Genomic DNA, 25,987 nt, shown 5'->3' with positions numbered 1-25,987 from the left:
AGGTCCTAACCTTTATTGGTTTAGGACCTTTTCCAATTTACTATCCTTGAAGATTCGAATACATTTTTCTTCGATAGCCGTGACTAGCGTAAAACTTTAATTCGTCAATATCTCTAAATCTACGGTTGCTGCCTAGGCTTTGGAATATCTTCATTTTACGCAAACGGACTTTAACATTTTTTTGTATGCCTATTAAATATAAGTTTTGACCTCGTTCCTTTAGTTGATCATGAATTTGCACGAGAGCTAATGCTCCTGTGGCATCAATAACTGGAACGCGATCCATTTCGATAGCTATTGAATTCGCCTCATCTTTCATAATTGTATCAATCAAAGCATCTGTAGAACCAAAATAGAGTGGACCGTCTAATGTATAGATCGACATATCTCCTTCTTTTCGGTTTGTAACTTTCACACCTTCTTCACTCATACGTTTCATAAATATTAGAGCTGAAAATACAATACCGATCCCTACAGCAACCATTAAATCAACTACGACTGTTAAAACCATTGTTAATATCATCACGATTGCATCAGACCGAGGTTCGCTAGGTATAACGCGAATACTATCAACATCAAACATCGTAAACCCGGTTACAATCAAAATGCCTGCGAGTACTGCTAGCGGAATTTCGCTTGCTAAAGATCCTAATACTAGCATAAATGATAATAGAGCAACACTATGAATCATCGCTGAAAGACCTGTTTGAGCCCCGCAACGTAAATTGACAACAGATCTTACCGTTGCCCCTGCACCTGGCATAGCTCCAAATAGACCTGCCATAGCGTTTCCTATACCTTGACCAATTAATTCTTTATTACTGTTATGTTTTGTTCCAGTAAGATTGTCCATAACAACAGATGTTAATAACGAGTCAATGGAGCCTAAAATTGCAATACTTAGAGCTGGTGGAATTAATTTAATTAACGTATCCCATTCTACTATTGGCAAATGAAGTTGAGGTAATCCTTTTGGAATTTCTCCAATTCTCTCAACTTCTCCAAAAATCGTAAAATCTTTAATAAAAGGAAGTGACAGTTGGATTGTTGGCATCATTTTTTCTAGACCAATAACGGCTACTGTTCCTAATATTAACGCCATAAGGCTTGGCGGGATTACTCTAATCCATTTAATTGATATAAGCATAAAAACTATTGTCAGTAAGACGATCAAAAAACTGCTAATTACATATTTTAGCTGTCCAAGAATAATGATAATCGCGATCCCATTCATGAAACCACTGACAACCGGTAACGGTATAAATTTCAAATAGTTTCCAAGCTTTAATAAGCCAAAAACAATTTGAAACACCCCACCCATAAAAGCAGCAATAAACGCATAAGTTAACCCGTACTGAGCCACAATTCCTGTTACAATAATTGTAATTGGTCCTGTTGGCCCGGTCACTTGTCTAGGAGTTCCTCCAAACATAGCGGCAAAAAAGCCTGTTATGATCGCCCCATAAAGTCCAATAATAGCCCCTTCCGAATTTCCCGTTGCTTGCATTCCAAATGCCAGTGCTAACGGTAGGGCTACAACTGAAACCGTAATCCCAGCAAGGAACTCTCTTTTTAACGCCTCAAACATTATTAATACGCCTTCCTTCAAGTTGATAGTAGAGATATAGAATATGATAGAAAATTATACTACCGAACATTAATATTTACAATGTTGTTTTTCTGAAAATTCAGTATTCACGATTCATCTCCAACTTAATCTTCGTCTTTAACATCGATATCATCAGGTATAGGCTCACTATTCATTTCATCTAATAGTTTTTTAATCTTTTCCAATTGTTCAAAATGCGTGTTAAATTGTTCTTTATTAATAAGATATTGCTCTCCGTCATAGATCGCTCGAATTCTTTTTTGCAGGATTAAACTTTGAACATATGATTCTGGCATTGATAATAATTCTGCAGTTTCTTTTACTGTTAAGTACATACATATTCTCCTAAAATAATAATTTTTATAGCTTGTCATCCAATTGTCAAATATAGCCTTATTATATATAATAAACATGCTAAATGAAACTTTCCCTAAGAAATAATTGGGTTTTAATTAGGCGGACTTATTGAGAAAGGGTGCAAAAGTATATGAAAACAAAACGATGGCTTCCTTCCCGCTTTAATGCAATGTCACAAGCAGATAACGGGGAACTTATTTTATACAATAGCTATACAGGAGCAATTGCGACCTTTACACCAGAAGAAAAACCAATCATCCTTTCCGCATTAAAAAGAGAAGGAGTTTCTGGAGAATTATCAGATACATTACTACCTCTTGTGGACTCCGGTTTTCTCGTGCCTGATGATGTTGATGAAGATGCACGAGCTCGCTTCTTGCACCAATCCCTTCATCGGACAGACACGATGCATCTTATTGTCATGCCAACAGAAGCCTGTAATTTCCGATGTACATATTGCTACCAGACATTTCCACGAGGAAATATGAATCCGGAAGTTCAAGAAGGATTGAAACAATTTATCGCACAAAAAGCCAATTCGCTTCAACATTTAAGCATCAGCTGGTTCGGCGGAGAACCGATGCTTGCATTTGATATCATTGGTGAACTAAGCGAATCTATTCTAGAAACGACGGCAAAACATAATATTAACTATTCAGCAGAAATGACAACAAACGGATATTTTTTAACACTTGAAAAATTCCGTGCACTATTAAACTGGCATGTAAGACGCTTTATGATTACAATAGATGGTATGAAGGAATTCCACGATGCAAGGAGATTCCTCACTGGCGGCGGCGGCACATTTGACACGATTATCGGAAACTTGAAAGCTATTAAAGCGGAAATAGACAAAGATGAAGATTTTGAGATTTATATCCGCATCAATTTTGATGAAGATAATCTTGACAATGTGAAACCGTTTATTGATTACCTTGCCGATCTGTTCGGCAACGACCGCCGTTTCCAAACATTTTGCCGTCCTGTAGGCCGTTGGGGAGGCGAACACGATGGTGATTTGCCAATCTGTGACCATCGTGTAGCTGAAACGAAAATTTGGGAATTTACTGAATATGGCATGGATAAAGGGCTACCAATGAGTTCCATTGTTGAATCAGCCATTATGCCAACAGGCTCCGTTTGCTATGCTGCAAAACCGCACTCATTTGTGATCGGCGCGAACGGACAGCTTTATAAATGTACCTGTTCTTTAAATGAAGACTTTAATCATGTTGGACGTTTGCTTCCAGATGGCTCTATGGACATCGATTATGATAAAGTTGCTTTTTGGGTCACAGGTGGAGAAGATAAAGATGCAAATTGCCAAGCATGCTTCTTTAGGCCTGCTTGTCAAGGCAATCACTGTCCTCTTTACCGTGTTAGAACTGGCAAGCGGCCATGTACATTTGAGAAGAAGAAAATTAAGCAAGTGCTTCGTTTAATCTGGAAGCAAAATCAAATCCAAGAAGCTGAACAATTGGAAACTATTGAAAGGAGTTGATATAAATGAAAATTTTAAAACCAGCTATTTCACCACAACAAGCAGCAAACTCTGGAAGACTTTCTAAATCTGTACCAGGTAACTTAAGATAATTAAACCAATACAGGGCCGTTCAATCGTTAATTTTCGATTTGAACAGCCCTAAACGATTCAGTTTATTAAAATCAAATTTTTAGAGGATTTCCATTTTTCGGACACACATAAAAAAGCTCTCTAGCTGTTTTTTCAAGCAGAGAGCTTTTTTTTACAAAAATTATTTTTAATAGTATCCGCTTAAAACTTTGAAGAAGTCTTTTAAAAATTCATAAAATATTTTTTCAGTTGGTAAAAGTTCACGATCGCTTGGTGTAATGATCCCCACTGTTCGTGTTACTTCTGGTTCAACGATAAAAACTTTTTTTGTTGCTCGCGGTTTGCTGTCAATTAAACTGATTTCCGGAATTAGCGTCACACCGAGGCCAGCTGAAACTAATCCTTTTATAGCATCAATATCCTTTCCTTCAAAAGCCACATCCGGTTCAAATCCATTTTGTCGGCATGCATTAACGACCAATTCATGGAGTCCAAATCCTTGTGGAAATAATACAAACGGATCTTTGCGCAGCTGATTAAGTTTAATTTCCTTTTGATTGGCAAGCGGATGGCTTTCTGGCAATAAAGCTACGATTTTTTCTAAAAATAATATTTCTGTTTTCAACTTAGGATTATTTTTTGGCAGTGGACCAATCAATGCCATGTCAACTTTACCCGTAATGACTGAATCAATCAAGTAATGGTAAGAACCTTGTCTAAATTTAAATTTCACTTTTGGATATTTTTCACGAAAAGCTGAAATACATGTCGGCAATGTATAATTGGCCATGCTGCTAGGAAATCCAATGCGAACTGTTCCTTGTTCTGGATCTAAAAATTCCTCTACTTCCCGTTTCGCTTTTTCCAATACTTTCATCGCTTCTTCAACATGCTGCAAAAATACTTCACCGATCGGTGTCAGCCTAACATTTCGGCCTTCTCTAACAAATAGATCGACTCCAAGCTCTTGTTCCAAATTATAAATTTGCCTGCTCACTGCAGATTGAGCAACATGCATGGCATTTGCCGCTTCCGTAACATGTTCCCTTTTTGCAACTTCAATAAAATATTGCAGTTGTCTTAATTCCAAAACGATCACCTTCTTTCGATACATATATCAATACGGCATTGATTTTATCTAATTAATATATTGGATTGAATTGATTTTCAAGTATAAAATAAAAATACGAACAGCAAAATAATCGTTTTTAACAAAAATGTAAAAAAATGTAGGATCTTACTTAATTAAAAGTACGTACTTATCGCATTTATTAAGTAATTATTTTTAAAGATTAAAATCAGAATAATAAAATAAATTTTTAAATAAAGGAGAAGGAAAAATGACAACTTTACAACAAACAGCATGTAATACTCAACAACAAGTGGCTAAAGATTACGTTAATAGTGTGATCGAAACGGTAAAAAAACGTAATCCTAATGAGCCTGAATTTCATCAAGCTGTTAAAGAAATCTTAGATTCACTCGTACCGGTATTTGAAAAACAACCAAAATATATGGAAGCCGGAATCTTAGAAAGAATTGTTGAACCTGAACGTCAGATTATCTTTAGAGTACCATGGGTTGATGACAATGGTAAAGTACAAGTTAACCGTGGTTTCCGTGTTCAATTCAATAGTGCAATCGGACCTTACAAAGGCGGTCTTCGTTTCCACCCATCCGTAAATGCCAGCATTATTAAATTTTTAGGTTTTGAACAAATTTTCAAAAATGCTTTAACAGGCCAACCAATCGGCGGCGGTAAAGGTGGTTCTGATTTCGATCCAAAAGGAAAATCAGATGCGGAAATCATGAGATTCTGCCAAAGCTTCATGACTGAACTTTATAGACATATTGGCCAAGACACTGACGTTCCAGCTGGTGATATCGGTGTTGGCGGTCGTGAAATCGGCTATTTATTCGGTCAATACAAACGTCTTCGCAACGCTTATGAAGCTGGCGTTTTAACAGGTAAAGGCGTAGGTTATGGCGGAAGCTTAGCTAGAACAGAAGCTACTGGTTACGGAACAGTTTATTTCGTAAACGAAATGTTAAAAGACCAAGGTGACAGCTTCGAAGGTAAAACAGTTGTTGTATCTGGTTCAGGAAACGTTGCGATCTATGCTATTGAAAAAGCAACACAATTTGGCGCAAAAGTTGTAGCATGCAGCGATTCAAACGGATATGTTTACGATAAAAACGGTATTGACCTTGCTCTTGTTAAACAATTAAAAGAAGTTGAAAGAAAACGTATCTCTGAGTATGTAAAATACCATCCAGAAGCTGAATATTATGAAGGCTGCTCAGGTATCTGGACAATTCCTTGCGATATTGCTCTTCCTTGTGCAACACAAAATGAAATTGATGAAGAAAGCGCAAAAACACTAGTATCCAATGGCGTTAAAGCAATTGGTGAAGGTGCAAACATGCCTTCAACATTAGAAGCAATTGATGTATTCTTAAACAACGGCGTATTGTTTGGTCCAGCTAAAGCTGCAAACGCAGGTGGCGTTGCTGTATCAGCTCTTGAAATGGCACAAAACAGCGCAAGAATTTCTTGGTCATTTGAAGAAGTAGACGGAAAATTACATGAAATCATGGTTAATATTTATCAACAAAGCAAAAAAGCTGCTGAAGAATACGGTCATCCAGGAAATCTTCTTGTTGGTGCAAACATTGCCGGCTTCTTAAAAGTTGCTGATGCTATGATGACACAAGGTGTTATCTAATCACATACCTATTCGCATTGAATCTTCCTTGTCATGAAAATGAGTAAATTGTTAACAATTGTATAAGCACCATAATCATAAACCTCTTAGAGTGGCAAACTCAAACTGCCACTCTTTTTTTTGTTTTGATCTCTTATTTATTTTTCAATAAAATGGAATATAAACGTCTTGGCTTTAGAATGCCCTCTACTCTTTTCAAAAATGAGTGCAATACTAGAACACTTTTCCAACTATTATAATACTTAAACCAAAACTGATTTCAGTTATAAATATCACTATAATAAATAAAAAACAGGATTAAGACTAGGTTTCAGTCCAATCCTGCCCACCCAAAATTCTAAGTTATTATTATTTATTATAAACTTTCACCGAAATCTGCTTTAAATTTTTCCACCAGCTTCACGTCCCAATCATTGGTCGTTTCCAAACGGCCAAAGAAGAATCGCAATACACTTGGCTCTTCTACAAATTTCAATCCACCGATCAAATGACGATTTTCGTACAGCCAAGTCAAACGGTCTACCGCATATTTTACATGAGAAAGCGAATAAACACGGCGTGGCATTGCTAAACGCAATAGCTCCATATGAGATAAAATCTCATTTCCTGCTTCATCCCTTTGTTCAGATAAAGTGCCCCGTTCCATTCCCCGGATTCCACTGACAATATAGAAAGCGGCTGCGAGTGCTCCAGCGGGATATTCGGTTTGCGGAACATGATCAAGAAATCCCATTGCATCTATATGACAGCCTAATCCACCTGCTGGTGTTACGACTGGAATGCCTCTTTCCACAAGCTCTTTCACCATATATTCAATAAATTGCGGTCCTTGATTAATCATATTTATATCCATTGTTTCTTCTAAACCAACAGCGATCGCTTCAATTTCCCGGACAGACATTCCGCCATACGTTAAAAATCCTTCGTATAAAGTAACGAGTTCGCGCATTTTTAAATAAGCATCTCTACTATTTGTACAAATACCTCCTCCGCGCGCACAGCCTAATTTGCGGGCTGAAAAATAAATAATATCAGCCAGATCTGCCAACTCCCGCGTAATCTCTCTTATGCTCATATCTTTACACTGTTCTTCACGCGTTTTAATAAAATATAGATTATCAGCTAATAAACTAGCATCATACACAAGGAGTAGCCCATATTCATCACAAACTTTGCGAATTTCTCTCATATTTTCAAGCGAATGCGGCTGGCCACCGATAAGATTCGTACCTGCTTCAAGACGAATAAATGCAATTTTGTCAGCACCATTCGTTTTAATTAAATCACGTAATTTATCAATATCCATATTCCCTTTAAACGGTTGTTCACTAGTTATTTTTAAAGCTTCATCTGTAAAAATCTCTTCTACACTTCCACCATTTAAAACAACATGTGCCTTTGATGTTGTAAAATGATAATTCATTGGCACAATCATCCCGGGCTTTACATACGTTTGTGAAATGATATTTTCACATGCCCTTCCTTGATGAGCCGGTAAAAAGTACTCTTTCCCAAAAATCTCTTTAATTTTCTCTTCTAATTTTGTAAACGTTTCCGAACCTGCATAACTATCATCTGCTTCTAACATTGCAGCTTGCTGCTTGTCACTCATTGCATTCACGCCGCTGTCCGTAAGCATGTCTAAAAATAGATCCTTGTTTTTAAGTAAGAAAGTGTTGTAGCCCGCTTCCCGGATAGCTTGCAATCGACGTTCAATCGGTTGAAGGTAAATCTTTTGCACAATTCTCGTTTTGTGCATTTCTAACGGCACGTTGTCACCATAAAAAAACTTTACCATCGACATTAAGAAAACACTCCTTAAAAACTATTTTAGGAAAACTAAATTCAAACAGTTTTTTCTTAAATGTTCAAAATTTTCCAGAACGATTATACAGACAATTTTGACAAAAAACAACAATATTTGAGAATTAGCTATAAAATTGCTACTAATTTACTATATTAACACTAAAACGCTTTTAAATATTAAAGTACTAAATCAATTTGATCAAAAAAATAGAATAATATTTTTCGCCAAAAAGCTCTGACAAATTTTAGACAAACTATCGTCAAAAATTTGAAAAAGCTTTTTTGCAAATTCTTGAACACTATAAAGTTTCCTTAACTTACCAATTGTAGAGTGATATACTAAAGGTGGGAGTAAAATCTATAAAATGGAGGTTGATGAAAATGGCAACACTTCATGATTTACTACCACGATTCTGGAACAAAAGGGCACAGGAGTTGGAAGAGTTTTTTGAAAATGCTTGGCCTTTCACTAAAGTTTTTGACGTTGATGTAAAAGAAAGTGAAAAAGCTATTACAATCAAGGCAGATCTACCAGGCTTTAACAAAGATGAAATAGAGTTGGAATTAGATGATTATTCTTTAACAATTAAAGCAGTTCGCTCTGCTGAAGAGGAAGTAAAAGGGGAAAAATATTATAAACAAGAGCGTTCTTTCGGAAAAGTTGAAAGAACAATTCCATTGCCTACCGAAGTAATTAACGAAACTGCAAAAGCGAAGTATGAAGACGGCGTATTAATTATTACGATAGATAAGAAACATCCATCATTACCTGCAAGGAAGTACATTCCAATTGAATAAAATTCTATTAAAACAAAGGGAGAGCTTCTGTTTGATGAAGTCTCTCCCTATTTATATTTGTTCTATTTTTCATAAATAAAATCTTCGTCTTGTCGCCAGCTATCTAAGAAACTTTCGCATTTCTTAATTTCTTATTTTTTCAAAATGAACCCGCGCTTTCGCCGCTATTTCTTCTGGTACTTTTAATGAAAGCGGTTCGTTATGCAAAGATTGAAATGAATTAATGTCACTCGTCTCAAGCATTCCAATCGTAAACCTAGGTATTAAATGAATATGTACCGGCTGCTTGGAATTGCGGTCGATCGAAGCATTGAGCATCAAGTTGAAGCTAGCGAATCCTTGCTCATTTAAAGTTGCAAAAATTGCCTTTAAACTTTCAGCAAAGTGCTGCAAATCTTCTTCACCAATCTCAAAAATAGAATGCGCTTTTGTAAAAATAGCCATGAAATCATTGTGGCCTCTTGGTGCAAATGCATGGAACCAAACGACGTTTCCGATCTCCCCAATCCACCGTTCACCAAGCGATTTTTCCGTTTCATATAATGCCTTAAAATACTCTTGTCCATGTTCTTGTTCAAATTGTTGCGCTTTTTCTTCTACTAAAGCTAAATAATTCGTTGGTGAATCTGAAACAATTGGTTGGATATGCGGGTGTAAAATGCTTCCGCCGGACGGCGGCAAGTAATTCCAAAGGATCGATGCATAGCGGGCTTCTTGATCGCTTTCAACAACATTTTCAATATAGATTTTAGCCGTCATAAAAGCATTTTTAATCATGTCCACCGTAAATTGCTTCAAGGTAACATAATGATCATCGGAAAAGATGACAACCGCATTATGTTTGCTGTATGGAAATAGATTCGGAAACGCAACCGACTCCCCTGTCATGATCCGCCCATCTAGAGCTATTTCTTTAGGAAACTTTGGTGTCATTTTTAATAAATTATCAGGGCAAAACGGACATTTCGCTCCGCCTGTCTTTACAGCCATTTCTGAATAATCCGGAGGAGTTAAAGGCGGTTTAGAGTCAAAAATAATCCGGGACGACTCGCCTGTCAACGGATCAAAACGGACTTCGGTTTTCCGTTCGATTTTATTTCCATCATTATCATAAAAAATAAACCATTCTTCTTTTTTATGAAAATTTATCAATTTTTCTCAACTCCTTCCTTCAATACTATAACATTATTCACAAATATTGTCAGTATTTTCCGAATTTATATAACTGAAACTACCATAAAGAAAGAAAAACGAGACAAAGCAGTTTCACTTTGTCCCGTTACGATTAAAAATTATTCTCCTAAATCTACATTATGATAGACTCGTTGTACATCGTCCAAATCTTCTAAAGCATTAATCAATTTTTCAAATTGTGCTTGTGCTTCCGGTGGTAAAGTGATCTCATTTTGCGGAAGCATCGTCAATTCTGCAACTGTAAATTCAGTTACGCCTGCATTTTTGAATGCCTCTTGAACGGCATGGAACTGGTCTGGTTCTGCGTAAATGATAACACCTTCATCTTCTTCTAAAATATCACGAACATCAAGATCAGCTTCCATTAAAATCTCCAGCGCTTCCTCAGCTGTTTTTCCTTCAATACCAATAACAGCTGTTTTGTCAAACATGTAGGCTACAGAACCACTGACCCCCATGTTGCCTCCATTTTTGCCAAATGCAGCACGTACTTCAGATGCAGTGCGGTTCACATTATTCGTCAATGCATCAACGATAATCATAGAACCGTTTGGCCCGAATCCTTCATAACGAAGTTCGTCATAATTTTCATCGGAACCGCCTTTTGCTTTTTCGATCGCCCGATCAATAATATGTTTCGGTACATTATATGTTTTTGCTCTTTCAAGAACAAACTTTAAAGCTTGATTGGATTCCGGGTCAGGTTCACCTTGTTTCGCTGCTACATAAATTTCTACGCCAAACTTAGCATAAATGCGGCTCGTATTCGCATCTTTTATCGCTTTCTTTTCTTTAATATTGTTCCATTTACGACCCATTAATGTTCACTCTCTTTCCCACATTGAATCTATTCAAATATTAATACGAAATATTTCACTTATCAACCACCAAGATAGAACGATGTGATTATAAATGATAAATTTCAAATAATCTCCATATGAATTAGCCAACGATTCATCTTTTTTCGTTATCACAGCTATAGGCAATTAAACTCTGATATTACGCTAAAGATGCCAACAACTTTTTATTAGCTTGTAATACTTCCACTAAAGTCACACATGCTTTTACCAAGATCCAAGCAAAGGACCCATTGTTTTTTTTTACTTGATAGTTTCGACTTTAATATTATACAACTGCTAATCCCATTTTTTAAATAAAAACAAGCATTAGTTCACATTTCTTTGAATCAAAGTGCTTTTAAAACGGACAATTTGATAAGTTCGTTTCTATTATAAAAAGCTCTTTAAAATATCCCGGTTCTTTTGTTTAAAAATATAAAGTGAAACCGGGCGGCCGATCCCGTACGTAATGGTCTCTTCTAAAACATTAATTTCTTTCAGAAATTTTAAATATTTACCAACCGAAACTCGTGAGATATCGGTAATTTCGGAAATATTTTCAGTTGAAAATGGGTTATTCCCCATTCTTTCAATTGCATTTACAATAATTTGCAATGTGCTTTTTGTTAATCCTTTAGGCAATGAACGAACAATATCATCCGTTGCTTGCTGTTCTTTACCTAAGAGCAGCCGGTCAAGTTCTTGTTGATTGACACAGTTCTTTTTCGCCAGCAAATTGTATTGTTCCCAATAAGCCATTAAAGCAGTTTTAAATCTCTCAAATTCAAATGGCTTAATTAAGTAATCTACAGCTCCAAAGCGCAAGGCTGTCTGTATTTTTTCAGCATCAGAAGCTGCTGTAATAAGAATGACATCTATTTGTTTCTCATGCTCTCTAATATAAGTTAAAAGTTCCATTCCATTTTTTCCAGGCATATATACATCTAGTAAAACTAAATCAATTTCCTCACGGTCAATATACGGAAGTGCTTCACTAACAGAATGGGCGATGCCAACGAGTGTGAAATGCTCAATCTCTTCTAAATATCGCTTATTAATTTCCGCAACCATTGGGTCATCTTCCACAATTAGAACTCGAATCATGACTTTCATTCTCCTTTTTTTGTTTCAAAAGGTATAACGACGGTAATTGTCGTCCCTTTTTTTGAATCAGAATCCATTCGAAGATCGCCATTTAATCTTTCCACACTATTCTTCACTAAATAAAGGCCATAGCCTCTATTTTCGCCTTTTGTTGAAAATCCTTTTTCAAAAATCCGATCAATCAACTCATCAGAAATCCCTGGACCCGTGTCAGAAACATTTATTTTCAATAAATGATCTTCTAAGTGAAGAGATACTTTAATTTCTTTAATTGTATTTTCCTTCATTTCTTCCATTGCCTCAATCGCATTATCAATTAAATTACCTAAAATCGTAATAATTTCATGAATGAGTGTTGAATTTTTTGGCTCCGGTATAACAGTGTTTGTTTCGATCTTTAATTGAACATTCGCTTCTCTCGCATAACTAAGCTTTCCCATCACAAACCCGGCCAGTGCAGGGTCTTTAATCATTTTCGCAACATGATCTCCTTCATGAAACCGATGGTGAACAAGTTTACGTATAAAGTCCGTTAACTGTTCATACATCCCCATGTTAACCATACCTAAAATGACGTGCAGTTTATTCATAAATTCATGGGATTGGGCTCGCAAAGCTTCAGCATATGTTTTCACACCCGTTAACTGTTCAGCCAATTTGTTAATCTCAGTTTTATCCCGAAATGTTGCAATACCACCGACAACTTCTCCATTTACGATTAAAGGCACTTTATTTACAAGAATAGTTACCCCATTCATTCGATACTCTACATCCAATTCAGGTTGTCCAGATTGTAATACATGGTCTAGAGCAAAAGAAGGCAAATAATCATGGATGGACATGCCAATCGCTACGTCCGAAAGTCCGGCTTTTTGAAATAAACGATTCGCTGATTTATTGACAAGCGTAATAACAGAGTTTTGATCAACAGCTATAATTCCTTCATGGACAGATTGAAGCATTGTATTACGCTCTTCATAAATTTTGGCTATTGCCATCGGTTCTAATCCAAAGAGTGTTGTTTTTATATATTCAGCAACCACATAAGCACCAAATATTCCAACAATTAACCCTATGATTGTGCCAATAATAATTTTGTTGCGTACTTGATCAACAGCTTCATCAACCTTTTCCAATGATATGCCGACGGAAACGGCGCCAATTTGGATATTTTCTTCGTCATAGATCGGGGTAAAAGCCCGCAATGATAAACCTAAAGTCCCCCTTGAAATAGAAACATAATGTTTCCCTTCTTTTAATACATCCTTTTCGTCTCCACCGACAAATTTTTTCCCAATTAAATTCGGATTTGGATGTGATTTTCGGATGCCATTCATATCCATCACGACGACGAAAAGAACATTAGAAGATTCCACAATCTTTGTGGCATAATGTTGAATTCCCCCTTCCTGTTCTTTATTTTTCAAACCATTTATAACAACGGGAGATTGAGCCACAATTTTTGACAATATAACCGCGCGTTCTTCAAGGTTCCCCTTTACTCTCTCAGTAATTGTCGGGGTTATTAGTAGATCCGTGATCAATAGTGATAAAAGAACAACTAGACAGACAAGTCCCGTAATTACCGTACTTAATTTTAGCCTTCGTAATGTCATATACTCACTCCAAAATAGATCTGTCCAATAAGATCGTTATATATTAAATAATTATAGAATAAAAAAGACCGCTCCAAAATAGAGCAGCCTTTTGCAACAATTAGTATGATCCCTTATGCAGAAATTTCTTCTTCAGATTTTTCTGAAGACACACCTTTCAACTGTGGAGTAAATTCTCCTTCCATTTTAGAAACAACGACAGTTGCAACACCGTTACCAATTAAATTTGTAACAGCGCGCGCCTCTGACATAAAGCGGTCAACACCAAGAATTAATGCAAGACCCGCAACTGGAATTGATGGAAATACAGCAAGTGTAGCTGCTAAAGTAACAAACCCGGAACCTGTAACACCAGCGGCACCTTTGGAAGTTAACATCAAGACGCCTAGAAGTAGAATCTGCTCGCCAAGTGTTAAATCAACCCCGAATGCTTGAGCAATGAACAATGCTGCCATTGATAAGTAAATCGATGTACCGTCAAGGTTGAAAGAATAACCAGTTGGAAGAACGAGACCAACAACTGATTTTGAACAACCGTATTGCTCTAATTTTTTCATTAATGGTGGTAAAGCTGATTCTGATGAAGATGTTCCGATCACTAAGAAAATTTCTTCTTTAATGTATTTAATAAATTTGAAAATGTTAAAACCGTAAAACTTACAGATCGCACCTAAAACAAATACAATGAATAAGAACATTGTTGTATAAACAGAGCCCATCAACTTACCTAGGTAGATCAGTGAACCGATTCCAAAGTTTCCAATTGTATAAGCCATTGCACCAAATGCAGCAATTGGAGAAATTCTCATAATCATATTTACGATACCGAACATAACATCTGTCAATTTTTCAAATAGGTCGATAATCGGCTTACCCTTTGGTCCAATTGCAGCCAATGCAACTCCGAAAAGAACAGCAATAAATAATACCGGCAATAATTCACCGCTTGTAAACGCACCAATAAAAGTATCTGGAATAATTGACAAAATAAAGTCCATTAAACCATGGCTTGTTTCTTCTGCAGCTTTTGTATATTGAGATACAGCATCTGCTGAAGCACCGCTTGTATCAAAACCTTTACCAGGCTTATAAAAGTTTGCTACGGTAATCCCGATTGCTAAAGCAATTGTTGAAACGATTTCAAAATAGAGAAGCGCTTTACCGCCAATTCGACCAAGCTTCTTCATATCGCCCATTCCTGCAATACCAATAACAATCGTTAAGAAAATAATTGGGGCGATCACCATTTTGATCATTTTAATAAATATATCTGCTAGCACTTTTAGTTCTGCACCGAATTTTGGAAACAATGCACCACAAAGAATACCAAGAATAATACCAGTAATGACTTGAAATGTTAAACTTTTAAAATTAAAAAACTTCATTCTATCACTTCCCTTCACACTTGTAAAAATGTTAAAAAAATTTAAGATAATGAAAGCGTAAACAACTCTTTTATGTGAACATTATATGAACTTTTGTCGAAGTATTAAATGTTATGTAACTATGTAAATCTTTTTTAAATTAAATTAAACGTTAATTCTAATCTTCATGAACAAAAAAGAGCTTTCTTGAAGCCACCTTTTCGGCCTCTAAAAGCTCTTTTTTACATATTTCTAAGCTTAATCTTTTAGGTCTTAATCTATTTTAGCTTCCTTGATTAGGATGTTTGGGCAGCTAAATAGCATCTACATACACGCAAATCTAGTAGAACAAAATGAACAAAATATACAAAAAAATGGGTGGTAGTCTTTTTCTTCAATAGCAACCATCTTAAAAAAAATTGTATAATTTATGCTTACTCTATCAATTTCTCTTTAGTAATTGTCAATTTATCATAAAAACAAGCAGCCCTATTTGGACTGCTCTTCAATAATTATCCATATATAAATCTAGTTTTCTGCTAATTTTGCTGTAGGCTTTTGGTTGATTTCTTGTTTTTCTAGCGGATCTTCTGCTTGTTTTGCTCTCTTAATAAAAATCGAAAGAACGAGAGCTACTGCTGCGAAAATGGTTGCTACAAAAAAGGAATAGTTAATACCTTCTAACATTGCTTTCATTTGAATTTCTGCCTGCATTTGGGCCATTAGAGCTTCTGTTCCTTGTGCAGAACCAGCCATAGAAGCACCTTTACCTAGCATTTCACTGGCAAGCTTAGAAGCGTAAGATTCCGCCCGATTAGACATAATGGTCACTAGTAAAGCTGTACCGATCGCACCGGATACTTGGTTTAATGTGTTGTTCATAGCAGTGCCATGCGGATATAAGCGTCTTGGCAACTGATTTAAGCCGTTCGTCGATACTGGCATCATGACCATCGACAACCCAAACATTCGAACAGCATGTAAAATAACTAAATACATATAACTTGTTTCAAAAGTTAACTTGCTTAATAAATACGTGGTGATCGTTAGAATCGTCAGCCCAATTAACGCCAATGCGCGTCCGCCAAATTTATCAAACAGACGCCCGGTAATTGGCGACATAAAAGCCAATACCAATGCACCTGGAAGCAGCATTAAACCGGCATCCATCGGAGAGATGCCTCGCAATGTTTGCACATAAATTGGCAATAGAATCATTCCAGAAAATAAAGCCATGTTTAATACCATCGTAATGGCAGACGACAAAGCAAACATCGGGTATTTATAGACGTAAAAGTTTAACATTGGGCGTTCCGTCTGCGATTGTTTAATGATGAACCAAGCTAAAGAAATAACCCCAATAATAATCGTTAAATAAACTTGTGGTTCATTCCAGCCATGGCTTCCCGCTGAGCTAAATCCATACATAATGCCGCCGAAACCGATGCTGGATAGAAGTAGGGAAAACAAGTCAAGGCGGATGTCAACTTTTTCTTTTTGATCTTTAAGTAAGAAAAAGCCAATTAACAAAACAACTGCAGCAATTGGTGAAAGAAAATGGAACAGCATTCTCCAGTCAAAATGTTCAATAATCCATCCTGATAAAGTCGGACCAATGGCCGGCGCAGACATAAAAATCAGTCCGAAAACACCCATAGCTGTTCCTCTTTTTTCAACTGGAAAACTGATTAACATTACATTCATTAAGAGCGGCATCATAATAGCAGAACCAGCTGCTTGAACCATACGTCCAATTAATAATATAGAAAAAACATGAGCTATACCAGCGACGAGCGTTCCAACTGTAAATAGCCCCATAGCGACAAGAAATAGCTTGCGCACCGAATATTTTTCAATTAAAAACGCCGTAGCCGGTATTAAAATTCCATTAACCAGCATAAATCCTGTCGTTAGCCATTGAACCGTTGCCGGATCAATTTTTAAATCTTCCATTATTGATGGTAAGGCAATATTTAATAATGTATTGTTTAATAAAGCAATAAAAGCACCAATCATTAATATAGAAATAATTCCATAAGGTGGACGAGAAATCAATTTTCCACTTTGATCCATAAAGGTTCCTCCTAGACTTTATGTCCATAAAATTATACAGCTGTTTCACATAGAAAATATCATATACCATTCATTTATAGAATTCAAATAATAAATTCTCCATATTCATGAAAGGTTTGTCTATTCAGGGAAAATCATGTACTATTAAATAAACTCGTAGTCCAATTAGCTAAGGTGATCAAATGAAGGATAGAAAACTTCATGTTATAAAAATGGCACATCAATTATTTATTGATAAAGGCTATCAAGCAACTTCCATTCAAGATATTCTTGATTACAGCGGTATTTCGAAAGGTACATTTTATAACTATTTTTCTTCCAAAAGCGAATTATTAATGGCAATATTCCAATCCATTTATGAAAAAATTGAACAAGAACGAAATGAGTTGCTTATAGGCCAAGACCGTTCCAATATTGAAATTTTTATAAAACAAATTGATTTACAAATGCAAAATCACCGGATGAACAAATTGTTTTCTCTTTTTCAAGAAGCGGTTGTTCTAAACGATCCTGAGTTAAATCAATTTTTTAAACAGAGTCATTTTAAATGGATCCATTGGATATACAAACGGTTTATCGATATTTTTGGCGATGATAAAAAGCAATATTTATTAGACTGTGCAATCATGTTTACAGGCATCCTTCAACAAAATTTAAAGTATTATGAAATAATCAATGAGGATTGCATCGGAAGCATTCAGAAAGTGACCCGTTATAGCGTAGAAAGAATTGTCAATATTGTGGAGGATGTTTCAAAATCAAAAGAGAATCTGATTGACCCTGAAAACTTTGAAAACATACTGCAATCCTTGAACAATAACGAGAAGCCTTTCAAAGAAAAAATATATAGAATGATACTTGAATTAAAAATGGCTCTTCAGCTTAAAAAAGAACAAAAAAAATACATGGAACTACTCGATTTCGTTCACGACGAATTATTTCATTCCAATAAACCGCGAAAATTTTTAATCGAAAGTGCATTACAATCTTTAAAAAACGATGAAGCTCTTTCGGAACTTTATAAGAACGTGGAAGCACTTGAAAATCTTTTGTCATCCTATTGGCACGAGTCAAAAGGAAAATCGGAGTAAAGAATTTTTTACTCCGATTTTTTATTCAATCACATAACTGATTAAGCATCAAGGAAAAAAATTGTCGCATGCCAATGGGTAGTGTTTACTTTTTTCTTTCCTTTCCAACCCATTTTCTTAAGTTCTTTCCCGATTAACATATTAAAAAATCCATGTCCAACTAGAACGACATTTTTATGCTCGTTTGCATTTGCAGCTAAGAATTTTGAAGCCTTTTCAGCTCTTCTTTTTGCATCTTTTAAAGACTCGCATCCATTTGAATAACCGCAAAACCAAAGGAATCTTAAAATAACCGCCCATATACTTGAATGCAATTTTAATCCCAATAATAATTTGGAGAAAGGAATCGGTATTTCTGTTTCACGAAATATAGGATTTGAAATAATTTTTACGCTGGGTTTCAAAAACTTTGCTGAATCAATCGCTCTTTTTAAATCACTTGTAAATACAATATTTGCTGTATTGATCTTTTGAAAAGTTTCCGATGGATAAGACTTCTTTTCAAATACGCCAAGCCGATCATATTGCTAAACCCAAACTTTAAACTGTTGACATGTTATTGGTTTATTTTCGGTCCACAAAGATTTCCCATGTCTAATTAAAGTAATTTCCATGTTGCTCCCCAATTGAATATTTCATTACAATTGGGAATTTAAACTTGCTGCTCTGCTTGTTTTTTATCGTTCCAAACTGGCTTTCTTTTTTCTAAAAATGCGCGAATTCCTTCTTTTGCATCCGGATGTTTGCTGTTTAATGCGATTACATGGCTAGAGTAGCTTAATGCTTGGAAATCTTCCATATTAATTTGTTGGTAGAATTGGCGTTTTCCCAATTCAATAATATTCAAGCTTTGCTTCGTAATTTCTTTAGCCAATTTTTCTGTTTCCTCATCTAATTGTTCTGGCGGGACGACGCGGTTCACTAACCCATGCTGCAAAGCCTCTTCCGCTGACATGAAATTTCCTGTAAACAACAATTCCACGGCTTTTTTCCTGCCGATGTTCCGGCTCAAAAACACAGCTGGCGTACTGCAGAACAAACCGCTGTTAATTCCCGGCGTTGCGAATCTAGCTTCCGTACTGGCTACAGCCAAGTCGCTTGCTGCTACTAATTGGCAGCCCGCTGCTACAGCAACACTTCGAACTTTAGAAATGACAAGCTGAGGGATCTCTCTTATCGTCCGCATTAAATTTTGGCAAGCTTGAAAAAGCGCCAACACCTCTGTTTCCGTTCCCGCTTCAATTTCCTTTAGACTATGGCCAGCAGAAAACACCCGTTCAGAACCTTCAATGACAACAACTTTGACTTCCCTTTTTGCAGCAATATCTTTCAATAATTGATCCAATTCCCCAATCAACTGCATTGTCAAAGTATTAAATTCTTTTAAATTATCCAGTGTAATATAAGCAATGTCTTCTGTTTGCCTTAATGATAATAATTCCATACGACCGCTCCTTCACAACATAATATTTAAAATATTTTTCAAAATAATTCCACTAAATATAGTTTGAATGTTCTGTCAATTAAAGTCAACAAAAAAAATTCAGCAAAATCTACGACTTTGCTAATAAATCCATAAACTCTTCGCCAGTGATTGTTTCTTTTTCAACAAGATAATTGGCAAGTGTATGCAATTTTTCTTTATTTTCTTCTAAAATTTCTGTTGCACGTTGATGGCAAATTTTTATAATTTTTAAAACTTCAGCATCAGCTTTTGCCGCTGTTTCAGACGATACTAATAGCCTTGTATCACTTCCTAGGTATGGATTTACCATTGTTTCAAGGGCCATCATATCAAATTCTTCACTCATTCCAAATCTTGTCACCATATCTCTTGCAATTCTTGTTGCTTGTTGAATATCATTGGCTGCACCTGAAGTGACTGTATGAAAGATCAATTCTTCAGCAGCCCTTCCTCCCATTAATGTCGTTATTTTATCCAACGCTTGCTCTTTTGTTAGCAGCACTTTTTCATCTTCTTCAATTTGCATCGTATATCCTAATGAACCTGAGGTTCGTGGAATAATTGTTATTTTATGAACAGGTGCAGAATGGCTTAATTTTGATGCCACTAAAGCATGTCCAATTTCATGATAGGCAATTTTTAACTTGTCTTTTTTTGGAATAACCGCATTTTTTCTTTGGTAACCGGCAATAACGACTTCTACGGATTCTTCTAAATCCCTTTGGGTTACACAATTTCTGCCCTCTTTAACTGCCCGTAAAGCGGCTTCATTGACAATATTGGCCAAATCTGCTCCTGAAGCACCCGGAGTGGCCCTTGCAATGGCGTTTAAATCGATATCATCTCCCAGCTTTACTTTACTCGCATGAACTTTTAATATAGCTTCACGTCCTGCCAAATCCGGCAGCTCCACCGGAATTCTACGGTCAAAACGCCCAGGTCTAAGCAATGCTTTATCAAGTGTTTCCGGACGGTTCGTTGCTGCTAAAATAATGACACCTTTATCAGCATCAAAACCATCCATTTCCGCGAGTAACTGGTTTAATGTCTGTTCCCTTTCGTCATTGCTTGTAATTGTGATGGAATTGCGGCTTTTTCCAATCGCATCGATTTCATCAATAAAAACGATGCAAGGAGCTTTTTCCTGTGCTTGTTTAAATAAATCTCTAACTCTGGCAGCACCCATTCCAACGAACATTTCAACAAATTCTGAACCGGAAATTGAAAAGAATGGAACTTTGGCCTCGCCAGCCAACGCTTTGGCTAACAACGTTTTCCCCGTTCCAGGAGGACCAACTAAAAGCACCCCTTTTGGAATTTTGGCACCAATTTCTTTATATTTTCTCGGATTATGAAGATAATCTACAATTTCTTGCAGCACTTCTTTCGCTTCATCTTGACCGGCAACATCGGCAAACGTCTTACCTGTTTCTGCATTGGCATAAAAGCGGGCATTACTTTTGCCAAAGTTTAGCATCTGCCGAGGATTTCCTCCATTCCCTAATATATTTTTTAAAAACAACTGACCGAGCCAAATAAAAATAAGGATTGGGATCATCCAAGACAAGATAGTCATAAAGAAGGAAGAATCGTCACTTTGAATGTTAGCCGAAAAAGGAACTTGAGCATGATGTAGCCGGTTTACCAGTTCCGGATCATCCATTCGACCGGTTATAAAAGCAGCTTCTTCACCGTTCTCATTGATGGCAGTAAATGTAATTTTCGTATTGAGGATTTCAACTTTTTTAACGTTTCCTTTCTCAATTTGCGTCAAAAAAGTTCCATAATCTACTTTTGTTACTTTTTGATTGAAAATTTCGGGATATACAAAAACATTTAAAAGAATAATGACAGCTATAGCTATGAGAAAATAATTGATCAAAGGCTTTTGAGGATTTTTTTGAACATTCATTGCCATTACTTCCTTTCATAGCAAGCCTTTCTTAACCATATTTTAACACTCAAAAAGGATAGAATCGCACGACAATGTTGACCTTTATGTGAATTTGTAATTTTTCAACGGTGGAAATCTAGAATGTGTTTTGAGGATGCTGTGGATGATCCACGATGCCAAATGGGGTAATTTGCATAAAAAAAGGATTTCCAAAAAAGCGGAAATCCTTTGCGTAATGACTTTTAATTCTCATCAAAGCTTATTTCTTTCTTTTTGACATTCTTCCTAAAATAAATGCTCCAGCTGTTAAACCGATGATTGTGTTTGTCTTTTTATTAAAGACTTGTTTCACAACAAGATTTAAGTTTTGCGGTCTTTCCGCTAAGCGGCGCATAAAGTACCCATACCAGTCTTGACCGAATGGAACATAAGTACAGAAGTTGTACCCTTCTTTAGCAAGTTGGAGCTGCATATCTTTTCGGAAGCCATAAAGCATTTGGAATTCATATTTTTCTTTCGGAATGTTGTGCTTTTCCACAAATCTTTTCAAATGATTAATAATATGATGGTCATGTGTTGCAATGGACGTAAATTTCCCATTTAATAAATGCCATTCTGCAATTTTTAGGTAATTAGCATCAATATCTTTTTTATCTTGGTAAGCAATTTCTGCTGGCTCTTTATAAGCACCTTTTACAATGCGGATTCGCAAATCTTTATATTTTTGAATATATTCCTCAGCGCGATGGAAATAAGCTTGAACAACCGTACCGACATTATCAAACCCTTCACGCAATAAATCATCAAGGATATCATATGCAGGCTGGACATGGGCGGAGTCCTCAATGTCGAAGTTTACAAAAATATTGTAACCGCTTGCTTTTTGAAGAATTTCTCTTAAATTTTCCAATGCAAATTGATAATCAATATCCAAGCCTAATTGAGTTGGTTTTAATGAAATATGAGCATCGACTTTATTTTCATGAATCGCTTCAATAACAGCAAGAATATTTTCTTTCGCTTCAGTAGCTTCTTCTTTTTTACTTACAAATTCCCCTAAAAGATCCACCGTACAAGATATTCCATGAGCATTCAGTTCTTTAATGCTTTTCATAACTTCAGGTATATTTGTCCCCGCAACAACACTTTGAGCACCAAGTTTTAATCCGTATTTTCTTGCAGCTTGATTCAAAAATTGGTTTTGTGAAAGCGCAATAAAAAAATCTCTTAACATATGAATTCACCTCAAAAAATAAATTTTTAAACAAAAGCCTCATCACGCAGGGCGAAAAAATCTGTCTTGTTACCTTTATTATATAAAACTTACATAAGATTATCTTTGTCATCATCCACCCAAAAAATTTGTCGTTCATTGTGGAAAGAACACAATTGTTTTAAAAAAATAAAAAGATTGCCCGACTTATCGGACAATCTTCATGTTATTCATATGCGACACTTTCAGGTTTTTTTATGCTTACCTTTACTTTCGCAATGCGGCGATCATTCATTTCTTCTACAGCAAAAATTACATTTTGATATTCAATGGCTGGCCGTTCTTCCACACTTGGAATATAACCTAGCTGCCCAATAATAAAACCACTCAATGTATCATATTCGTGAGTGGGCAGGTCAACTTTTAAAATATTTTCAACTTCGTGAAGATTTGTTGTCCCGGCCATAATATAATGAAATTCATCAATTTCTTCAATTTCACGCAAAGCTAATTCAGGTTCATCGTATTCATCAAATATATTGCCTACAATTTCTTCAATTAAATCTTCAATCGTTACAATTCCATCTGTACCGCCATATTCATCAATGACAATTGCCATATGAACATTATTTTTTTGCATATCTCTAAACAGCTGGTCAATTTTTATTGATTCTAAAACATAATATGGTTCACGAACTAAATCACGTAAATTAAAATTGGCATCGTCCCCATTTTCAATAATTTGAAACAAATCTTTGACATGAAGGATTCCAACGATGTTATCAATATTCTCTTCATAAACAGGAATTCTTGTATACTTTTCAACATTGGCAACATGTAAAGTTTCTTTCAAATTCATATCAACAGGGATGGCAACAATATTCGTTCGATGAGTCATAATATCGGAAACCGTTTTTGTATCGAACTCGAAGATATTGTTGATCATTACTTTTTCTGCTTCTTGAATGGTTCCTTTTTCCTGACCGACATCAACCATCATTCGGATCTCTTCTTCGGTCACTTCTTCCGGATCTGCATTCGGATCCACTCCAAATAACCGCACAATCATGTTCGTAGAAAACGTTAAAAATTTAACAAATGGATACGTCAATTTTGATAATAAAATAAGCGGTGCAACGGCAAAAAATGAAATTTTTTCAGCATGCTGCAAAGCAATTCTTTTCGGAACGAGCTCCCCTAATACTAATGTAAAATAGGACAAAATTAATGTAATGACAATCGTTGCAATTGTCTGAAGTGTATTCTGATCTAACGGAATGCCGGCATTTATAAGATATACTGCCAGCCTGCCTGCGAAGCTTCCGGCAGCAAATGCACTTGCTAAAAATCCGGCTAATGTGATACCAATTTGAATCGTTGCTAAAAAGCGGCTCGGTTCTTTTAATAGCGATTGCACCAATCTTGCTTTTTTATGGCCGTCTTCAGCCATAATCCTTATCTTATTATCATTTAATGATACAAGTGCCATTTCCGAAGCTGCAAAAAAAGCATTCAATAAGATCAGTACGATGAGTACCAATATTTCGGTCCCCAATAAATCAACCTCCAAATAATCATTGTATATTTATTTTTTAATTATTACTTTATCAAAATTTGAATGATTTGCCTATTTAAATCTTTCCATTTAATGAAACATTTGTTATAAGGAAATTCAACCCCTAACATACAGTCCACTGACTTTTATTCAATATTGTTTCACTTATGAAACATTATCATTCTTTAGTATCTATTTCATGATTGATGTGTGAATGTCATTACCCCTTCAAAGATTGCATGATGGTTTATTTGGAAAATTTTTAAAACAAAAATATTGACGAAATGGCAGACTCATTTTAATATATTCCTATCAACTTACTTGGGAATTAATTGAGGAGGATGAAAATAATGGTACAGATGATAGTAACCGGCTTATTGTGCGGCGCCCTTCTCGGCTTTGTTATGCAACGTGGCCGCTTCTGCCTCACTGGTGGATTTCGCGATATGTATATTGCAAAGGATAATCGAATGTTTTACGCATTATTAATTGCCATTGCTGTTCAAAGTATTGGCGTATATGCACTTATTCAGTACGGTGCTTTCGAATACACGGCTGGGACTTTTCCTTGGCTTGCTGTCATTATTGGTTCCTATATCTTCGGGATTGGAATTGTTTTTGCCGGCGGTTGCGCAACTGGTACGTGGTATCGTGCAGGGGAAGGGCTCATTGGTAGTTGGATCGCTTTAGCAGGATATATGGTCATGAGTGCAGTCATGAAATCTGGACCTTTGGCGCCAATTAATGGAGCATTTAAAACGACCCAACTACCATCAAACTCAATTGCTGACAGCTTCGGTATCTCCAATTGGATTGTGATCGGTATATTCATAGCAATCATTTTAATCATTGTCGTTAGAGAACTTAAAAAGCCAAAAGTAATCATTCCGACAATGAAACCGAAACGTACAGGCCTAGCTCATTTATTATTTGAAAAAAGATGGCATCCGTTTTTTACTGCAGTTCTCGTAGGTGTAATCGCAACGATCGCTTGGCCGCTTAGCGCCGCAACAGGTCGGGTATTTGGACTCGGGATTACGACACCGACAGCGAATATTCTTCAATATTTAGTCAGCGGTGATATCTCTATTTTAAACTGGGGTGTTTTTCTAGTTCTTGGAATTTTCTTAGGCTCTTTCTTTGCTGCAAAAATGAGCCGAGAATTCCGATTCAGAATGCCAGATACAAAAACGGGAATTAGAAGTTTCATCGGAGGCCTTTTCATGGGTTTTGGTGCAAGTATAGCAGGCGGCTGCTCGATCGGAAACGGTTTAGTTATGACAGCAATGATGACTTGGCAAGGTTGGATCGGATTATTATTTATGATTTTAGGAACTTGGACTGCATCATATTTTATATTTATCCGTGTAAATCAAAGATCAGCAAAACAAGTTGCATCAAAAACAACAGTTACAGCTTAGGAGGTCTTAATCATGCAAAAAGTTTTAGAAGTAATGGGTCAAGTTTGCCCATTTCCTCTAGTTGAAGCAAAAAAAGCAATACAGGAGTTAAATTCCGGTGACGAATTAGTTATTCAATTTGATTGCACCCAAGCAACAGAAAGCATTCCTCGCTGGGCTGCTGAGGAAGGTCATAAAGTAACCAATTTCGAACAAATTGGCGATGCCGCTTGGACAATTACTGTTCAAAAGAAATAAACAGAACTAATGAAAGTTTCTAAAATGTTTGGATGTTGAAAAAGGGCGTTCA

21 protein-coding genes are annotated in these 25,987 nt (G+C 36.1%); 6 read left to right on the top strand and 15 right to left on the bottom strand.

Going from position 1 to position 25,987, the window contains the following annotated elements; all coding sequences use genetic code 11:
- Positions 1 to 40 precede the first annotated feature (40 nt).
- Together HR057_RS12320 and HR057_RS12315 are read right to left on the bottom strand one after the other, a co-directional pair.
- On the bottom strand, positions 41 to 1,588 hold the full coding sequence (locus tag HR057_RS12320) for a SulP family inorganic anion transporter (protein ID WP_173731743.1): 1,548 nt from the start codon (positions 1,586 to 1,588) through the stop codon (positions 41 to 43).
- Between the two features lie 125 nt (positions 1,589 to 1,713).
- A complete protein-coding gene (locus HR057_RS12315; RefSeq protein WP_173731742.1) occupies positions 1,714 to 1,944 on the bottom strand; it encodes an excisionase family DNA-binding protein in 231 nt (76 codons plus the stop codon).
- 152 nt (positions 1,945 to 2,096) lie between these two features.
- On the opposite strand from HR057_RS12315, the gene HR057_RS12310 reads away from it, so the two are divergent.
- Positions 2,097 to 3,467: a radical SAM/SPASM domain-containing protein gene (locus HR057_RS12310; RefSeq protein WP_173731741.1), complete on the top strand. Its 1,371-nt coding sequence runs from the start codon at positions 2,097 to 2,099 to the stop codon at positions 3,465 to 3,467.
- A 259-nt stretch (positions 3,468 to 3,726) separates the two neighbouring features.
- Here HR057_RS12310 and HR057_RS12305 read toward each other — a convergent pair whose 3' ends face one another.
- The gene (locus tag HR057_RS12305; RefSeq protein WP_173731740.1) at positions 3,727 to 4,629 is read right to left on the bottom strand and encodes a LysR family transcriptional regulator; all 903 of its coding nucleotides are present in this window, start codon (positions 4,627 to 4,629) and stop codon (positions 3,727 to 3,729) included.
- A 250-nt stretch (positions 4,630 to 4,879) separates the two neighbouring features.
- Here HR057_RS12305 and gdhA point away from each other — a divergent pair, with 250 nt between their 5' ends.
- Entirely contained in the window at positions 4,880 to 6,265 is a 1,386-nt protein-coding gene (gene gdhA / locus HR057_RS12300; protein ID WP_173731739.1) for an NADP-specific glutamate dehydrogenase, read from the top strand.
- Between the two features lie 355 nt (positions 6,266 to 6,620).
- Here gdhA and HR057_RS12295 read toward each other — a convergent pair whose 3' ends face one another.
- Complete coding sequence (locus tag HR057_RS12295) at positions 6,621 to 8,069, bottom strand: tryptophanase (RefSeq protein WP_173731738.1); 1,449 nt, start codon at positions 8,067 to 8,069, stop codon at positions 6,621 to 6,623.
- A 383-nt stretch (positions 8,070 to 8,452) separates the two neighbouring features.
- Here HR057_RS12295 and HR057_RS12290 point away from each other — a divergent pair, with 383 nt between their 5' ends.
- Positions 8,453 to 8,869 (top strand): Hsp20/alpha crystallin family protein, encoded by a 417-nt coding sequence (locus tag HR057_RS12290; protein WP_173731737.1) that lies wholly within the window; start codon positions 8,453 to 8,455, stop codon positions 8,867 to 8,869.
- A gap of 123 nt (positions 8,870 to 8,992) precedes the next feature.
- Here the strand turns inward: HR057_RS12290 and HR057_RS12285 are convergent, their stop codons facing one another.
- From HR057_RS12285 to HR057_RS12260, 6 genes are all read right to left on the bottom strand, one after another.
- Positions 8,993 to 10,021, bottom strand: a complete 1,029-nt coding sequence (locus tag HR057_RS12285) for a hypothetical protein (RefSeq protein ID WP_196237938.1) — start codon at positions 10,019 to 10,021, stop codon at positions 8,993 to 8,995.
- 140 nt (positions 10,022 to 10,161) lie between these two features.
- A complete protein-coding gene (locus HR057_RS12280) occupies positions 10,162 to 10,881 on the bottom strand; it encodes a YebC/PmpR family DNA-binding transcriptional regulator (RefSeq protein WP_173731736.1) in 720 nt (239 codons plus the stop codon).
- A 411-nt stretch (positions 10,882 to 11,292) separates the two neighbouring features.
- Positions 11,293 to 12,006: a response regulator gene (locus tag HR057_RS12275; protein ID WP_173731735.1), complete on the bottom strand. Its 714-nt coding sequence runs from the start codon at positions 12,004 to 12,006 to the stop codon at positions 11,293 to 11,295.
- A gap of 5 nt (positions 12,007 to 12,011) precedes the next feature.
- Entirely contained in the window at positions 12,012 to 13,622 is a 1,611-nt protein-coding gene (dcuS, locus tag HR057_RS12270; protein ID WP_173731734.1) for a DcuS/MalK family sensor histidine kinase, read from the bottom strand.
- Between the two features lie 113 nt (positions 13,623 to 13,735).
- Positions 13,736 to 15,007 (bottom strand): dicarboxylate/amino acid:cation symporter, encoded by a 1,272-nt coding sequence (locus HR057_RS12265; RefSeq protein WP_173731733.1) that lies wholly within the window; start codon positions 15,005 to 15,007, stop codon positions 13,736 to 13,738.
- Positions 15,008 to 15,514: 507 nt separating this feature from the next.
- Entirely contained in the window at positions 15,515 to 17,059 is a 1,545-nt protein-coding gene (locus tag HR057_RS12260) for a DHA2 family efflux MFS transporter permease subunit (RefSeq protein WP_173731732.1), read from the bottom strand.
- A 182-nt stretch (positions 17,060 to 17,241) separates the two neighbouring features.
- Between HR057_RS12260 and HR057_RS12255 the strand changes: the two genes are divergently transcribed.
- On the top strand, positions 17,242 to 18,150 hold the full coding sequence (locus HR057_RS12255; protein ID WP_173731731.1) for a TetR/AcrR family transcriptional regulator: 909 nt from the start codon (positions 17,242 to 17,244) through the stop codon (positions 18,148 to 18,150).
- A gap of 41 nt (positions 18,151 to 18,191) precedes the next feature.
- On the opposite strand, the gene HR057_RS12250 is transcribed toward HR057_RS12255, so the two are convergent.
- The 5 genes from HR057_RS12250 to HR057_RS12230 form a co-directional block, all read right to left on the bottom strand.
- A complete protein-coding gene (locus tag HR057_RS12250) occupies positions 18,192 to 18,617 on the bottom strand; it encodes a histidine phosphatase family protein (RefSeq protein WP_329955882.1) in 426 nt (141 codons plus the stop codon).
- Positions 18,618 to 18,802: 185 nt separating this feature from the next.
- Positions 18,803 to 19,594 (bottom strand): enoyl-CoA hydratase-related protein, encoded by a 792-nt coding sequence (locus HR057_RS12245; RefSeq protein ID WP_173731730.1) that lies wholly within the window; start codon positions 19,592 to 19,594, stop codon positions 18,803 to 18,805.
- 109 nt (positions 19,595 to 19,703) lie between these two features.
- Positions 19,704 to 21,527 carry an ATP-dependent zinc metalloprotease FtsH gene (gene ftsH, locus HR057_RS12240; protein WP_173731729.1) on the bottom strand — a complete coding sequence of 608 codons (1,824 nt, stop codon included), beginning with the start codon at positions 21,525 to 21,527 and terminating at the stop codon, positions 19,704 to 19,706.
- Positions 21,528 to 21,768: 241 nt separating this feature from the next.
- On the bottom strand, positions 21,769 to 22,743 hold the full coding sequence (locus HR057_RS12235) for a proline dehydrogenase family protein (RefSeq protein WP_173731728.1): 975 nt from the start codon (positions 22,741 to 22,743) through the stop codon (positions 21,769 to 21,771).
- 205 nt (positions 22,744 to 22,948) lie between these two features.
- The gene (locus HR057_RS12230; protein ID WP_173731727.1) at positions 22,949 to 24,277 is read right to left on the bottom strand and encodes a hemolysin family protein; all 1,329 of its coding nucleotides are present in this window, start codon (positions 24,275 to 24,277) and stop codon (positions 22,949 to 22,951) included.
- 350 nt (positions 24,278 to 24,627) lie between these two features.
- Between HR057_RS12230 and HR057_RS12225 the strand changes: the two genes are divergently transcribed.
- Together HR057_RS12225 and HR057_RS12220 are read left to right on the top strand one after the other, a co-directional pair.
- Positions 24,628 to 25,698 carry a YeeE/YedE family protein gene (locus HR057_RS12225; RefSeq protein ID WP_173731726.1) on the top strand — a complete coding sequence of 357 codons (1,071 nt, stop codon included), beginning with the start codon at positions 24,628 to 24,630 and terminating at the stop codon, positions 25,696 to 25,698.
- A 12-nt stretch (positions 25,699 to 25,710) separates the two neighbouring features.
- Positions 25,711 to 25,935 carry a sulfurtransferase TusA family protein gene (locus HR057_RS12220; RefSeq protein WP_173731725.1) on the top strand — a complete coding sequence of 75 codons (225 nt, stop codon included), beginning with the start codon at positions 25,711 to 25,713 and terminating at the stop codon, positions 25,933 to 25,935.
- Positions 25,936 to 25,987 lie beyond the last annotated feature (52 nt).

Source organism: Calidifontibacillus erzurumensis (assembly GCF_013303125.1).
GTDB classification, from domain to species: Bacteria; Bacillota; Bacilli; order Bacillales; family Bacillaceae_J; genus Calidifontibacillus; species Calidifontibacillus erzurumensis.
This window is presented reverse-complemented; position numbering and strand designations above follow the sequence as displayed.